This is a genomic window from Kosakonia sp. SMBL-WEM22, from assembly GCF_014490785.1.
Lineage (GTDB): Bacteria > Pseudomonadota > Gammaproteobacteria > Enterobacterales > Enterobacteriaceae > Kosakonia.
Map to the genome: position 1 here is coordinate 4,152,222 of NZ_CP051488.1, position 14,994 is coordinate 4,167,215.

Annotated in this window: 12 protein-coding genes; 2 read left to right on the forward strand and 10 right to left on the reverse strand. The window is 55.9% G+C overall.

Features of this window, described 5'->3' with window-relative positions; genetic code table 11:
* Positions 1 to 71: 71 nt before the first annotated feature.
* Entirely contained in the window at positions 72 to 731 is a 660-nt protein-coding gene (gene rpiA, locus HF650_RS19950) for a ribose-5-phosphate isomerase RpiA (protein WP_187800065.1), read from the reverse strand.
* 162 nt (positions 732 to 893) lie between these two features.
* Between rpiA and argP the strand changes: the two genes are divergently transcribed.
* Positions 894 to 1,787, forward strand: a complete 894-nt coding sequence (gene argP / locus HF650_RS19955) for a DNA-binding transcriptional regulator ArgP (protein WP_023480875.1) — start codon at positions 894 to 896, stop codon at positions 1,785 to 1,787.
* 39 nt (positions 1,788 to 1,826) lie between these two features.
* On the opposite strand, the gene HF650_RS19960 is transcribed toward argP, so the two are convergent.
* From HF650_RS19960 to tkt, 8 genes are all read right to left on the reverse strand, one after another.
* A complete protein-coding gene (locus HF650_RS19960) occupies positions 1,827 to 2,582 on the reverse strand; it encodes an oxidative stress defense protein (protein WP_187800066.1) in 756 nt (251 codons plus the stop codon).
* Positions 2,583 to 2,674: 92 nt separating this feature from the next.
* Entirely contained in the window at positions 2,675 to 3,310 is a 636-nt protein-coding gene (argO, locus tag HF650_RS19965; RefSeq protein WP_187800067.1) for an arginine exporter ArgO, read from the reverse strand.
* 139 nt (positions 3,311 to 3,449) lie between these two features.
* Positions 3,450 to 4,310 carry a small-conductance mechanosensitive channel MscS gene (locus tag HF650_RS19970; RefSeq protein ID WP_187800068.1) on the reverse strand — a complete coding sequence of 287 codons (861 nt, stop codon included), beginning with the start codon at positions 4,308 to 4,310 and terminating at the stop codon, positions 3,450 to 3,452.
* Between the two features lie 188 nt (positions 4,311 to 4,498).
* Positions 4,499 to 5,578: a class II fructose-bisphosphate aldolase gene (gene fbaA / locus HF650_RS19975; RefSeq protein ID WP_023480871.1), complete on the reverse strand. Its 1,080-nt coding sequence runs from the start codon at positions 5,576 to 5,578 to the stop codon at positions 4,499 to 4,501.
* 86 nt (positions 5,579 to 5,664) lie between these two features.
* A complete protein-coding gene (pgk, locus tag HF650_RS19980) occupies positions 5,665 to 6,828 on the reverse strand; it encodes a phosphoglycerate kinase (protein WP_187800069.1) in 1,164 nt (387 codons plus the stop codon).
* Between the two features lie 47 nt (positions 6,829 to 6,875).
* Positions 6,876 to 7,895 (reverse strand): erythrose-4-phosphate dehydrogenase, encoded by a 1,020-nt coding sequence (gene epd / locus HF650_RS19985; RefSeq protein ID WP_187800070.1) that lies wholly within the window; start codon positions 7,893 to 7,895, stop codon positions 6,876 to 6,878.
* A gap of 409 nt (positions 7,896 to 8,304) precedes the next feature.
* Positions 8,305 to 9,054, reverse strand: a complete 750-nt coding sequence (locus HF650_RS19990) for a phage antirepressor KilAC domain-containing protein (protein WP_187800071.1) — start codon at positions 9,052 to 9,054, stop codon at positions 8,305 to 8,307.
* A gap of 231 nt (positions 9,055 to 9,285) precedes the next feature.
* The gene (tkt, locus tag HF650_RS19995) at positions 9,286 to 11,277 is read right to left on the reverse strand and encodes a transketolase (RefSeq protein WP_187800072.1); all 1,992 of its coding nucleotides are present in this window, start codon (positions 11,275 to 11,277) and stop codon (positions 9,286 to 9,288) included.
* Between the two features lie 276 nt (positions 11,278 to 11,553).
* Here tkt and HF650_RS20000 point away from each other — a divergent pair, with 276 nt between their 5' ends.
* Positions 11,554 to 12,312, forward strand: a complete 759-nt coding sequence (locus HF650_RS20000; RefSeq protein WP_187800073.1) for a M48 family metallopeptidase — start codon at positions 11,554 to 11,556, stop codon at positions 12,310 to 12,312.
* A gap of 117 nt (positions 12,313 to 12,429) precedes the next feature.
* On the opposite strand, the gene speA is transcribed toward HF650_RS20000, so the two are convergent.
* Positions 12,430 to 14,406 carry a biosynthetic arginine decarboxylase gene (speA, locus tag HF650_RS20005; RefSeq protein WP_187800074.1) on the reverse strand — a complete coding sequence of 659 codons (1,977 nt, stop codon included), beginning with the start codon at positions 14,404 to 14,406 and terminating at the stop codon, positions 12,430 to 12,432.
* Positions 14,407 to 14,994: the final 588 nt, after the last annotated feature.

Genomic DNA, 14,994 nt, shown 5'->3' on the forward strand with positions numbered 1-14,994 from the left:
AAAACGTGACAGATATCACCGAATTTAACGATGTCAGATTTTTCCCGGGAGACAGCGGCCTCCCGGTCAGATCATTTCACGATGGTTTTGACGCCATTTTCCGTGCCGATCAGCGCCACGTCAGCTCCACGGTTAGCGAATAAACCCACGGTAACTACGCCGGGAATGTTGTTGATGGTGTTCTCCATCGCGATGGGATCGAGAATTTCCAGACCATAGACATCGAGGATGACATTGCCGTTATCCGTCACCACATTTTGGCGATACTCCGGGCGACCGCCCAGCTTAACCAGCGTTCGTGCGACCGCGCTGCGCGCCATCGGGATCACCTCAACGGGCAGCGGGAATTTGCCGAGGATCGGCACCTGCTTGGAGGCATCGGCGATACAGATAAACTTATCCGCCACCGAGGCGATGATCTTCTCACGGGTCAGCGCCGCGCCGCCGCCTTTGATCATCTGCATCTGATCGTTGATCTCATCCGCGCCGTCGACGTAGATCCCCAGACGATCGACCGCGTTAAGATCGAAAACGGTGATGCCTAAGCTTTTCAGCTTCTCGGTGGAAGCATCCGAGCTGGAAACCGCGCCCTCAATCTGCCCTTTCATGGTACCCAGCGCGTCAATAAAGTGTGCTGCGGTGGAGCCGGTGCCTACGCCGACAATGGTGCCCGGTTCAACATAGTGAAGTGCTGCCCAGCCCACTGCCTTTTTGAGTTCATCCTGCGTCATGGTCGTTCGCCTGTGGTGTGAAATTTCAGGCGCATTATAAATAGGCTCTGCCGAAAAGTCCCTGTGACCTGTGTCACAATACGCGACAACCATTTTCGTCTGCCACGACGGGAAATTTATGTCATAGTGCGAAAGACTATTTTTCAGGAGATTGCCCGAGCAATGAAACGTCCGGACTACAGAACACTACAGGCACTTGATGCGGTTATTCGTGAGCGTGGGTTTGAGCGTGCTGCGCAAAAGCTCTGTATTACCCAATCCGCCGTGTCACAGCGTATCAAGCAACTGGAGAACATGTTCGGGCAGCCACTGCTGGTGCGTACCGTACCGCCGCGCCCTACCGAGCAGGGGCAGAAACTGCTGGCGCTGTTGCGTCAGGTTGAGCTTTTAGAAGAGGAGTGGCTGGGCGATGAACAAACGGGCTCCACGCCGCTGCTGCTGTCGCTGGCGGTCAACGCCGACAGTCTGGCAACCTGGCTGCTGCCCGCCCTCGCGCCGGTGCTGGTCGACTCCCCGATTCGCCTCAATTTGCAGGTGGAAGATGAAACCCGCACCCAGGAGCGTCTGCGTCGCGGTGAAGTGGTTGGCGCGGTGAGTATCCAGCCTCAGGCGCTGCCAAGCTGCCTGGTGGATAAACTGGGCGCGCTCGACTACCTGTTTGTCGGCTCGAAAGAGTTTGCCGAACGCTACTTTCCCAACGGCGTAACGCGCTCTGCGCTGCTGAAAGCGCCCGCGGTAGCCTTTGATCATCTCGACGATATGCATCAGGCCTTTTTGCAGCAATATTTCGATCTGCCGCCCGGCAGCGTCCCCTGCCATATCGTCAACTCATCAGAGGCCTTTGTGCAGTTGGCGCGCCAGGGAACCACCTGCTGCATGATCCCCCATCTGCAGATCGAAAAAGAGCTGGCGAGCGGTGAGCTTATCGATTTGACGCCGGGCCTGCTGCAGCGTCGTATGCTCTACTGGCACCGCTTTGCGCCGGAAAGCCGAATGATGCGCAACGTCACCGACGCGCTGCTGGCGTTCGGTCATCGGGTACTGCGACAGGATTAAGTAAGGCCCTCTCCCCGAACGAGGAGAGGGAAGCCTGCGTTATTTCGCGGCTGGCGTGGACTGTTGCTGTTGCTGTTGCTGCGCCTGATTAGGCTCAATCTGGAAGACCACATCAACCTGATCGTCAAACTGGATGGTCGGCTGCTCGTAGGTCTCCTGCGCCGCAGACTCGGCTGGCGCATCGGCCTTCATCATGCGTACCATCGGGCTCGGCTGATAGTTAGAAACATGGTAACGAACGCTATAAACCGGGCCGAGTTTGGCATTAAAGCCGGCAGCCAGCTGCTGCGCCTGACGGGTCGCGTCATCAATCGCCGCTTTACGGGCTTTATCTTTGAACGATTCAGATTGCGCAACGCCCAGCGAGACGGAGCGAATTTCGTTAAGACCCGCTTTCAGCGCGCCATCAAGCAGTGAGTTCAGCTTGTCCAGTTCGCGCAGCGTCACTTCCACGGTGCGCACAGCGCGATAGCCTTTCAGAATGCTTTTGCCATTCTGGTAGTCGTAATCGGGCTGGGTGCGTAAGTTCGCAGAGTTAATATCTTTACGGGCGATGCCGTTTTGCTCAAGGAAGCTCAGGTATTGCGCAACGCGATCGTCCGCCTGCTTCTTGGCTGAGGCCGCATCTTTCGCGGCAACGTTCACTTCAATCGCCAGGGTGGCGATATCGGGTGTCGCATCCACGCTTGCCGTACCCGTTGTGACAATGTGCGGGCCATCCGGCAACTCACTGGCCTGTACCGCCATTGCGCTGAAACCCACCATCGCCGCCAGGGCTATCACTTTACGTTTCACAGGTACTCCTCCATGTTACTCAATTACGTCCCGTGCACGGACGCCTGGCAGCAAGCTTAGCCGCTTACGCCTGATTGTCCATCGGACTTACCTTAACTGAATAATCCTTGCAAATGGTTAACACCTTCCACCGCCAGTTTCAGCGCGATAAACCACATCACCAGGCCAACCAGAGTATTGATAACCCGCTGCGCCGTGGCGGTGCGCAAACGCGGCGCAAGCCAGGCGGCCAACAGCGCAAGGCTGAAGAACCAGAGAAAAGAGGCGCTGACAGTGCCGAGGGCAAACCAGCGTTTCGGCATCTCCGCCAGCTGCCCGCCAAGGCTACCGAGCACCACAAAGGTATCGAGATAGACATGGGGATTAAGCCAGGTAACAGCCAGCATGGTGGCGATGATCTGCCCACGCCCCTGGCGAAGCACCTCTGCACTCTCCAGATCGATATTATGTGCAAAGGCGGTTTTCAGCGCGCCAAAGCCGTACCACAGAAGAAAAAGCACCCCGCCCCACGTCACCAGCGCCAGTAGCCACGGCGACTGCAGCAGTAATGCACTGCCGCCAAATACGCCGGCGCAAATCAGCGCAACATCGCTCAGGGTGCAGAGCAGCGCCGTCATGATGTGATACTGCCGACGGATGCCCTGGTTCATGACGAACGCGTTTTGTGGCCCCAGCGGCAAAATTAGCGCAGCGCCTAGCATAAGCCCTTGTAAATAATAAGATAACACGTCAAATTTCCATTCGGTTTATTGCAGGAAGCTGACTATAACGCGCGGGGATTATTAGGTGAAATTGATAATTTTAATCTGCCATTAACCGGACTAATAACGAGAGGTATAAAAAAGGCCGACGGTGTCGGCCTGGTAGTTACTCGTCAGCGTTATCTTTGACCCGTTTAAAATTGACGTCCATTTGCGGGAACGGGAAGCTAATGCCGTTTTCATCGAAACGGCGCTTGATGGTCTCAAGCACGTCCCAGTAGACGTTTTGCAGATCGCTGCTTTTGCTCCAGATACGCACCACAAAGTTGATCGACGACGCGCCCAGTTCGTTGAGGCGTACCGTCATCTCACGGTCTTTGAGGATACGGTCATCGGCCTGGATAATCTCGGTGATGAGGCTTTTAACCTGGTCGATATCCGAATCATAGGCCACGCCGATAATCAGCTCGTTACGGCGCACCGGCTCGCGGGAGAAGTTAATGATGTTGCCCGCGATAATTTTACCGTTCGGGATAACGATAATGCGGCCATCCGGCGTGCGCAGAGTCGTTGAGAAAATCTGCACCTGCAGTACAGTGCCGGCAACGCCGCCCAGATCGACATACTCGCCAGAGCGGAACGGACGGAAAGTCACCAGCAGCACGCCTGCCGCGAGGTTGGAGAGCGACCCTTGCAGCGCCAGACCAATGGCCAGGCCGGCGGCACCGAGCACCGCAATCACCGATGCCGTTTGTACGCCGACGCGCCCCAGCGCGGCAATCAGGGTGAACGCGATAATACCGTAGCGCACCAGCGCGGAGAGGAAGTCCGCAACGGTGGCGTCAATGTGTCTTGCACGCATCACCCGGTTAAGGGCGTTCGAAATAACGCGCGCCACAATCATACCGACGATGATGATGGCAATAGCCGCCACGATATTAACGGCATAGCTCAACAACAGCGCCTGGTTATTTACCAGCCAGGAGCCTGCGTTGTTGATGCTATCGACAACGTGAAGATCTTCCATATTGTGCTTCCTTCTATTGTTCCAAAACGGAAAAAACGCCCCTTGCCAAAAGGACAGCCCCCTAAAGGGTAAACAAAAAGAGCCGCTTTCGCCAAATAGTTAACATGCACGGACGGATAGCAGCTTATTGAATTCGCAATAAAAAAGGCCCGCTAAGTGCGGGCCTTTTCGGAAAAGAGCGGCGTAAATTACAGAACGTCTACAGCGTTCAGCTCTTTAAATGCCTGCTCCAGACGCGTCACCATGCTGGTCTGCGCTGCACGCAGCCATACGCGCGGATCGTAGTATTTCTTGTTCGGCTGGTCTTCGCCTTTCGGGTTGCCCAGCTGGCTCTGCAGGTAGCCTTCGTTATCTTTGTAGTACTTCAGAATACCTTCCCAGGTTGCCCATTGGGTGTCGGTATCGATGTTCATTTTGATAACGCCGTAGCTTACGGAGTCTTTGATTTCCTGAGCAGATGAACCGGAACCGCCGTGGAACACGAAGTTCAGGCTGTTGTGCGGCAGGTTATGTTTCTTAGAAACATACTCCTGAGAGTCGCGCAGGATAGTCGGGGTCAGTTTAACGTTGCCCGGCTTGTAAACGCCGTGCACGTTACCGAAGGAAGCCGCGATGGTGAAACGCGGGCTGATGGCGTTCAGCTTGGTGTAAGCGTAGTCCACATCTTCCGGCTGGGTGTAGAGAGCAGATGCGTCCATATGGCTGTTGTCGACGCCATCTTCTTCACCACCGGTGCAGCCCAGTTCGATCTCAAGGGTCATGCCCATTTTGGACATGCGCTCCAGGTACTTGGAGCAGATCTCGATGTTCTCTTCCAGAGACTCTTCAGACAGGTCGATCATGTGAGAAGAGAAGAGCGGTTTGCCGGTCGCAGCAAAGTGTTTCTCACCCGCGTCCAGCAGGCCGTCGATCCACGGCAGCAGTTTTTTCGCGCAGTGGTCAGTGTGCAGAATAACCGGCACACCGTAGTGTTCTGCCATCTGGTGAACGTGATGCGCGCCAGAGATAGCGCCCAGAATAGCCGCGCCCTGAGGAACGTCCGTTTTCACGCCTTTGCCCGCGATAAACGCAGCGCCGCCATTGGAGAACTGGACGATAACCGGTGCACGAACTTTCGCAGCGGCTTCCAGAACGGCGTTGATGGAGTCAGTGCCCACGCAGTTAACTGCCGGCAGAGCGAAGTTGTTTTCTTTAGCTACCTGGAACACTTTCTGAACGTCATCACCAGTGATCACGCCAGGTTTTACGAAATCAAAAATTTTAGACATGTTACGTAGTCCTGTATCTTTGGCCTGGAAAAATGCGTGCCTTATAGCGCGCTGAAATTAAGGCGGGTTTCCCCGCCCTGCTGATCTTACTGCTTAGCGCGCTCTTCGAGCATGGCTACTGCCGGCAGAACTTTACCTTCCACGAATTCGAGGAATGCGCCGCCGCCAGTGGAGATGTAGGAGATCTTGTCAGCGATACCGAACAGATCGATAGCAGCCAGCGTGTCGCCGCCGCCTGCAATGGAGAACGCGTCGCTGTCAGCGATGGCGTTCGCCACGATTTCAGTACCCTTACGGAAGTTCGGGAACTCAAATACGCCAACCGGACCATTCCACAGAATAGTTTTGGCGTTTTTCAGGATTTCAGCCAGCTTCTCTGCGGAAACGTCGCCCAAATCCAGAATTTGCTCATCATCTTTGATGTCATTAACGGATTTCAGCGTCGCGTTGGCGGTTTCGGAGAACTCGGTTGCCACGCGTACATCGGTCGGAACCGGAATATCACAGGTGCTCAGCAGACGTTTGGCTTCATCAACCAGGTCCGCTTCGTAGAGGGATTTACCTACGTTATGGCCCTGGGCTGCAACGAAGGTGTTGGCGATACCGCCACCAACGATCAGCTGGTCAGCGATTTTGGACAGAGAGTCCAGCACGGTCAGTTTGGTAGAAACTTTAGAACCACCAACGATAGCTACCATCGGGCGAGCCGGCTCTTTCAGTGCTTTACCCAGCGCGTCCAGCTCTTCTGCCAGCAGCGGGCCTGCGCACGCAACATCAGCAAATTTACCGACACCGTGAGTAGAAGCCTGCGCGCGGTGCGCGGTACCAAAGGCGTCCATCACAAAGACGTCGCACAGCGCGGCATATTTCTTCGCCAGCGTTTCGTCGTCTTTTTTCTCGCCTTTGTTGAAGCGTACGTTTTCCAGCACGACCAGCTCACCGGCAGCGATTTCTACGCCATCAAGGTAATCTTTTGCCAGGCGAACCGGGTTAGAGAGTTTGTCTTTCAGATAGTTAACTACCGGAAGCAGAGAGAATTCTTCGTTGTATTCACCTTCGGTCGGGCGACCCAGGTGAGACGTTACCATCACTTTCGCGCCCTGTTTCAGCGCCAGTTCGATGGTCGGCAGAGAAGCACGGATACGTGCATCGCTGGTCACTTTCCCTTCTTTAACCGGTACGTTCAGATCCGCACGGATGAGAACGCGTTTACCAGCCAGATCCAGATCGGTCATCTTAATTACAGACATGGTGAATCCTCTCGATGATTCTTAAGTTTTGTAGACACTCGCGTGCCTTACCTGAAACTCACTGCAGCTATTGCTAACGTTGTGTCGAGCATGCGGTTAGCAAAGCCCCATTCGTTGTCGCACCATACAAGGGTTTTAATCAGGTGCGAACCACTGACCCGGGTTTGCGTGCCATCGACAATGGCGCTGTGCGGATCGTGGTTAAAATCAATTGAGACCAACGGTAATTCCGTATAGTCAACTATACCATGAAATGTTCCCTGCGCTGCTTTTTGCAGCAACTGGTTGACTTCACTCGCTTTTACCGGCTTTTTCACCGTTACGCTTAAATCAATGGCGGTGACGTTAATCGTCGGCACGCGCACCGCAATCGCTTCGAATCTGTCATTAAACTGGGGAAAAATGCGCGAAATACCCGCCGCCAGTTTGGTGTCGACTGGGATGATTGACTGGCTGGCTGCGCGCGTACGCCGCAGATCGGCATGGTAGGCATCAATCACCTGCTGATCGTGCATCGCCGAGTGGATTGTCGTTACCGTGCCCCACTCGATGTCGTAAGCCTCGTCGAGCAGCTTGATCACTGGAATAATGCAGTTCGTGGTGCAGGAGGCGTTGGAGACAAGGTGATCTTCAGGACGCAACGTCAGATGGTTCACGCCAAAGACGATGGTTGCGTCGAGATCGCTGCTGCCGGGATGAGAGAAAAGCACTTTTTTCGCGCCTGCCGCGAGGTGGGCTTCGCCATCTTCACGGCTGCCATAAACGCCGGTGCAATCAAGCACGATATCAACACCCAGCTCACGCCAGGGCAGCGCAGCAATCTCGCTTTCGTGCAGCAGACGAATCGCATCATCGCCAATAAAGAGCTGTTCCCGCTCCTGGCGCACGTCCCAGGCAAAACGCCCGTGGCTGGTGTCGTACTTCAGCAGATGCGCGATCCCCGCGGCATCCGCCAGCTCATTGATTGCCACCACGGTGATCTCGGCGCGACGCCCCGATTCGTACAGCGCCCGAAGCACGTTGCGCCCGATACGACCGAAACCATTAATCGCTATGCGTAGGCTCATAACTCTCCTGCAAGGCCAGCCCGCCTGAAGTGGATGACAGAGTAATCCAGTCGCCACCAGAGGGGAATCCTCGCCTGCCTGAACTGCGTCTGTTTGCTTATTTGTCGAACATTTAATCGACTGAAACGGTTCAGCTAGGATAAGCGAAAGCTGGAATAAAAGGAATGATTGTCCAGACGGATTCGCCAGTAATCTGACTTGCATCACATTTTCACTGGAATAATTGACGGGATAAAGTGGAGGTTAAGTCAGAGAAAGAGGGGGTCGAGAGGGAGAAAGAAGCGTCCATGCTGGTTTATCAGACGGGAGAGCACGTTGCGGAACATTAAACAGACTGAATCGGGCGGGCTAAACTGCGCCCGTTCCGCTCCCCCGCTCCTGCACTGAGACGGCGTGCGCTAAACGCGGTTTAAAACCAGCTGCGCTCCGGCACCTGCGGCTCAGTGCGATCCGCGCGCGGCATTTCTACCGGCAGCGAAGAGAGCTCTTTCGCCCACAGATCGGCCACCCATTTGACGCCCTTCGCGGTGAAGCGCGCCTGCGACCAGCTGTGGCTGTTCTCGCCCACGCCGCCATGCACGGTGAAATAACCCGCATCGATATGGTACTGCGGCGGCATCAGTGCACCGTTAACCCGCTGCATGATATTGCGTTCCAGCAAAAAGCGGCGGAACTGCGGCTCTTTCACCCGCAGCATTTTGCACAGCTGGCGGAAACCGAGCGACTCTTCAACCCGCACGTACTGGTCGAAAAACTCCGCTTTTGGCGCGGTGATGGCAAGCTGCGCTTCTGCACGCTGGCGCTTTTCATACTGCTCTGCCCACGCACGCGCAGCAGCAGCAGGATTGGTAAAGTCCGGCAGGCCGACACTTTTTTCGCGCTCCTGCCAGCGATCGAGCATTTCGGCGGTAAAAGCCGGAGAGAGACGTGAAACCGTCAACAGTGAGTCGCGCTTATTGAGCAAAAACTCCTGCCGCATTTCGCCCTCGCGCTCGTAAGCATTAGCGCTAACCGGCTGGGAAAGACGTTGCGCCGTTTCCAGGCTTTTAACCATCCGTTTGACTTCGGCATGGGTTACGCCCGTCAGCTTCGCGATTTCGCGGCTGCTGATGGTCGACGCGGCAGCCTGCGAATTGAGATGTTCACCAGAGATCACCATGTTCACTCCTTACTCAAACTCACATCGGTTAAGGTGAGGAAATAGTATACAACTTACTGGATAGATATCCAGTATATTTTTTACACATAGATCAATGGTGTTTTAAGAGCGTTGAGTAAAAAGAGGAGAGTGTCGTGAGGGCGGAACGAAAACGTGCCGGAGGGCAATAACGCCTGCTCCGGCACGAGATAGTGCAGGCCCGGTAAGCGAAACGCCACCGGGCAAAGGGGATTACAGCAGCTCTTTGGCTTTGGCGACCACGTTATCTACGGTGAAGCCAAACTCTTCGAACAGCAGCTCTGCTGGTGCAGACTCACCGAAGGTGGTCATGCCAACAACCGCGCCATTCAGGCCGGTGTATTTGCACCAGAAGTCAGCGATACCGGCTTCCACCGCCACACGCGCGCTGACCGCTTTCGGCAGCACCGCTTCACGGTAAGCAGCATCCTGCTTGTCGAAGGTGTCGGTAGACGGCATGGAGACCACGCGCGCTTTCACACCTTCGGCTGTCAGACGTTCCCACGCAGCCACGGCCAGTTCAACTTCAGAACCAGTGGCGATGAAAATCAGCTGCGGCTGACCTTCGCAATCTTTCAGCACGTAACCGCCGCGAGCGATATCCGCCAGTTGCTGCTCGGTACGCTCCTGCTGCGCCAGGTTCTGGCGGGAGAGGATCAGCGCCGTCGGGCCATCGTGGCGCTCAACGCCATATTTCCACGCCACCGCAGATTCCACCTGGTCACACGGACGCCAGGTGCTGACGTTCGGGGTCAGGCGCAGAGAAGCAACCTGCTCAACCGGCTGGTGCGTCGGGCCATCTTCACCCAGACCGATGGAGTCGTGAGTATAAACCAGCACCTGACGCTGCTTCATCAGCGCCGCCATACGTACCGCGTTACGCGCGTACTCGACGAACATCAGGAAAGTGGAGGTGTAGGGCACGAAACCGCCGTGCAGAGAGATACCGTTGGCAATCGCGGTCATACCGAATTCGCGCACGCCGTAGTGAATGTAGTTGCCTGCGGCATCTTCATTGATCGCTTTCGAACCGGACCACAGGGTCAGGTTGGAAGGCGCGAGGTCAGCGGAACCACCGAGGAACTCCGGCAGCAGCGGGCCAAACGCTTCGATAGCGTTTTGGGAAGCTTTACGGCTGGCGATTTTCGCCGGGTTTGCCTGCAGTTTGGCAATGAACTCGTTGGCTTTCGCCGCGAAATCTTCCGGCATCTCGCCTTTCATACGACGAGTGAATTCGGCAGCCAGCTCCGGGAACGCTTTCGCGTAAGCGGCGAACTTCTCGTTCCACGCAGACTCTTTCGCCTGACCGACTTCTTTCGCATCCCACTGCGCGTAAATCTCAGATGGGATCTCAAACGGAGCGTGTTTCCAGCCCAGCTGTTCGCGGGTCAGCGCCACTTCCGCGTCGCCCAGCGGCGCGCCGTGGGAGTCATGGGTACCGGCTTTGTTCGGCGAGCCGAAACCGATAATGGTTTTGCACATCAGCAGCGACGGTTTATCGGTAACGCTGCGTGCTTCTTCAACGGCGCGTTTGATGGCGTCGGCATCATGGCCGTTTACGCCACGCACCACGTGCCAGCCGTAGGCTTCAAAGCGTTTTGCGGTATCGTCGGTGAACCAGCCTTCAACGTGGCCGTCGATAGAGATGCCGTTGTCGTCGTAGAACGCAACCAGTTTGCCCAGCTTCAGCGTACCGGCCAGCGAGCAGGCTTCGTGAGAGATGCCTTCCATCATGCAGCCGTCGCCCATAAAGGCGTAGGTGAAGTGGTCAACAATGTCGTGACCCGGACGGTTGAACTGCGCCGCCAGCGTCTTCTCGGCAATCGCCATACCGACTGCGTTTGCAATCCCCTGCCCCAGCGGGCCGGTGGTGGTTTCAACGCCTGCGGTGTAACCCACTTCCGGGTGGCCCGGCGTTTTGGAGTGCAGCTGGCGGAAGTTTTGCAGTTCGGTAATCGGCAGATCGTAGCCGGTGAGGTGCAGCAGGCTATAGATCAGCATCGAGCCGTGACCATTGGACAGCACAAAGCGGTCGCGGTCAGCCCATGCAGGATTCGTCGGGTTATGGTTCAGGAAATCACGCCATAACACTTCGGCGATGTCTGCCATGCCCATTGGGGCTCCCGGGTGACCGGATTTGGCTTTCTGTACCGCGTCCATGCTCAGCGCACGAATAGCATTGGCAAGCTCTTTACGTGAGGACATTTTGACTCCAGATCGGACTGTTAAGGGCTAATCCCGTAACGACTTGACGACAGCGCGTTTTGGGCTACGCCGGAAAAAAGTGCCAACAATGTAACCCAAGCGGGTAATCATGTACATGGAGCATCCTTTTGCGCTTCAGAAATCTCTGGAAGCCGCTCGCAAGTTGCGCAATCTCCTCGCCCGTCCAACACTCTCTTCTTTATACTGACGCTTACCGCCCTCTTGTGTACAAGGAAGGCGGAGCAAAAACGACTCAATCATTGCGGAAGATAATAAATGAAAATTCGCCCAGCCCTCCTTGCTCTGGGAATGACAACCCTGCTTGCCGGTTGTCAGAACATGGATTCAAACGGTTTTCTCAGCTCCGGTGCGGAAGCCTTTCAGGCTTACACCCTGAGCGATGCGCAGGTTATCGCCCTGAGCGACGACGCCTGTAAGCAGATGGACAGCAAAGCAACCATCGCGCCTGCCAGCAGCAAATACAGCCAGCGCCTGAGCAAAATTGCCGCCGCCCTTGGTGACAACATCAACGGCCAACCGGTGAATTACAAAGTGTATGAGACTAAAGATGTCAACGCCTTTGCCATGGCGAACGGCTGCATCCGCGTCTACAGCGGGCTGATGGATATGATGACCGACAATGAGGTCGAAGCGGTGATTGGTCACGAAATGGGCCACGTTGCGCTCGGCCATGTGAAGAAAGGGATGCAGGTGGCGCTCGGCACCAACGCGGTGCGTGCAGCGGCTGCCTCGGCGGGTGGCATCGTCGGCAGCCTCTCCCAGTCGCAGCTCGGCGCGCTTGGGGAAAAACTGGTCAACTCACAGTTCTCCCAGCGTCAGGAGTCGGAAGCGGATGACTACTCTTACGATCTGCTGCGCAAGCGCGGTATCAACCCGGTTGGCTTAGCCACCAGCTTCGAAAAGCTGGCGAAGATGGATCAGGGCCGTCAAAGCTCAATGTTTGACGATCACCCGGCGTCGGAAGCCCGTGCCCAGCACATTCGCGAGCGTATGGCCGCAGACGGCATCAAGTAATCAATAAAGGAGGCGCTTGCCTCCTTTTTATTATGCCCGCATCGCGGATAAAAAAATCCCCTCCGGGACTGACCGGGAGGGGATTGATTTCATTGCGGCTCACGCCGTGAGATGAGGTTACTCATCTTCCAGATATGTGTAGCCGTAGAGACCCGCTTCGAACTCTTCGAGGAACTGCTGCTGCAGCGCATCGTCCAGCCCGGTCTCTTTAACCTGATCGCGGAACTGGGTTAACAGCTTGCCCGGATCGAGCTGCACGTACTCCAGCATATCGGCCACGGTATCGCCTTCGTCAGAGAGCTCCACTTCCACGCTGCCATCAGGAAAGACGAACACGTCAACCGCTTCGGTATCACCGAACAGGTTGTGCATGTTGCCGAGGATCTCCTGATAGGCACCGACCATAAAGAAGCCCAGCATCGGCGGGTTATCCGGATCGTACTCCGGCATCGGCATCGTTGTGGCAATACCGTCACCATCGACATAGTGATCGATAGCACCGTCAGAGTCACAGGTAATATCCAGCAGTACCGCGCGGCGCTCCGGCGCATGGTTCAATCCCTCCAGCGGCAGCACCGGGAAGAGCTGATCGATACCCCACGCATCCGGCATCGACTGGAACAGCGAGAAGTTGACGTACATCTTGTCCGCCATACGCTCCTGCAGTTCGTCGATAATCGGACGGTGCGCACGGTTGCTCGGATCGAGCTGCTTCTGCACTTCATGGCACATATTGAGGTAGAGCTGCTCAGCCCACGCGCGCTCTTGCAGGCTAAAGGCACCGGAAGAGTAACCGACGTGAATATCGTGCAGATCCATCTGGCTGTCATGCAGCCACTCGCGCAGCGAACGGCGCGTGCCCGGCTCGTGCATCTCCTGCCAGGTTTCCCACATGCTTTGCAGCGCGCGCGGCGCATCTTCCGCCGGCGGAGTGGCCGGGGTGTATTCGTTGCGCTCTACGCCGATGATATTGGAGACCAGCACCGTATGGTGCGCAGTGACCGCGCGTCCCGATTCGGTGATCACCGTCGGGTGCGGCAAACCGTGCTCTTCGCAGGCATCGCCAATCGCCCAGATAATGTTGTTAGCGTACTCATTCAGGCCGTAGTTAACGGAGCAGTCGGATTGCGAACGGGTGCCCTCGTAATCCACACCCAGTCCGCCGCCGACGTCAAAGCACTGAATATTTACGCCCAGCTTGTGCAGCTCAACGTAGAAGCGGGCTGATTCACGCACGCCGGTGGCGATATCGCGAATATTGGCCATCTGCGAACCGAGGTGGAAGTGCAGCAGCTGAATGCTATCCAGACGGCCGCGCTCACGCAGGATCTCAACAAGTTGCAGCACCTGCGTCGCCGCCAGACCAAACTTCGACTTCTCACCGCCGGAGGATTGCCATTTGCCGGAGCCTTGCGATGCCAGACGCGCCCGCACACCAAGGCGCGGGATGACATTCAGGCGTTCAGCTTCTTCCAGCACGATGGCAATTTCGCTCATCTTCTCAATCACCAGATAGACCTTATGGCCCATCTTCTCGCCAATCAGCGCCAGGCGGATGTATTCACGGTCTTTATAGCCGTTACAGACGATCACCGAACGGGTCATGCCTGCATGGGCGAGCACCGCCATCAGTTCCGCTTTTGAACCCGCTTCCAGCCCCAGCGGTTCGCCAGAGTGGATCAGGGATTCAATGACGCGACGGTGCTGGTTAACCTTGATCGGGTAAACCAGGAAGTAGTCGCCGTTATAGCCATAAGATTCACGCGCGCGTTTAAAGGCGGCGTTAATCGAACGCAGACGGTGTTGCAGGATCTGCGGGAAGCAGAAGAGCGCCGGTAAACGCTGCCCCTGCGCTTCACGCACTTTCACCAGCTGTGCCAGATCGACACGCGCCTCGGGGACATCCGGATCGGGGCACACGCTGATGTGGCCCAGCTCATTGACGTCATAGTAGTTATTGCCCCACCAGGCAATATTGTAAGTCCGTAGCATCTTGCTGGCTTCCTGGGAGCTCATCGCTACCTCCTGCATGGAACGTAGTGCACCTTGTTCGCCTGCTGACGAAGGCGAAACTGAAGAGATGTCGTCAGACATTGCGAACCTCACTTAATTAAAGTGTATACCCTGTGAACGTCACGCTGCTCTTTGGCGAGGCGAAGCGACACGGAGATGAAATAGTTGACTACTATCGCAGTGACACATAGCGATAACAACCCATAAACAGCCAGGATTTTCGGCATAACATGCCAAAGCACCGACTGCGCGACCGGTTTCTGGTTCATATGATAGTAAAACATCTGTCCGGACCCGAGTATGACAGGCCGGCGAAACCACGAGAAAACTCCTGGTACTCAGGAGAGCCCTTGTTCAGTTATCACAATGCCTTACCGGCCCTGGAGTCCTGAGAAGCGCCGAAATGGGGATAACATCGGCAGGTTTGCAGATCAGAGATGCGAATGATGGGGAGTGCATGCACGCCAGAACGACGCGGCAGAATATTCAGAAAACGACGGTTCATTATTTCGTATCACCTCCACGCAAGCCATGACGACCCGCGACAAGCCAAAGCCATTAAATACACTGCTTAACCCGGCTGGAAGTGGCGACACAGCAGCGATGCCGTGCGCTTTTTTGATGAGCCGCGCGCGGCGTTTTATACCGATAACCGGGTGAAAAAGCAAA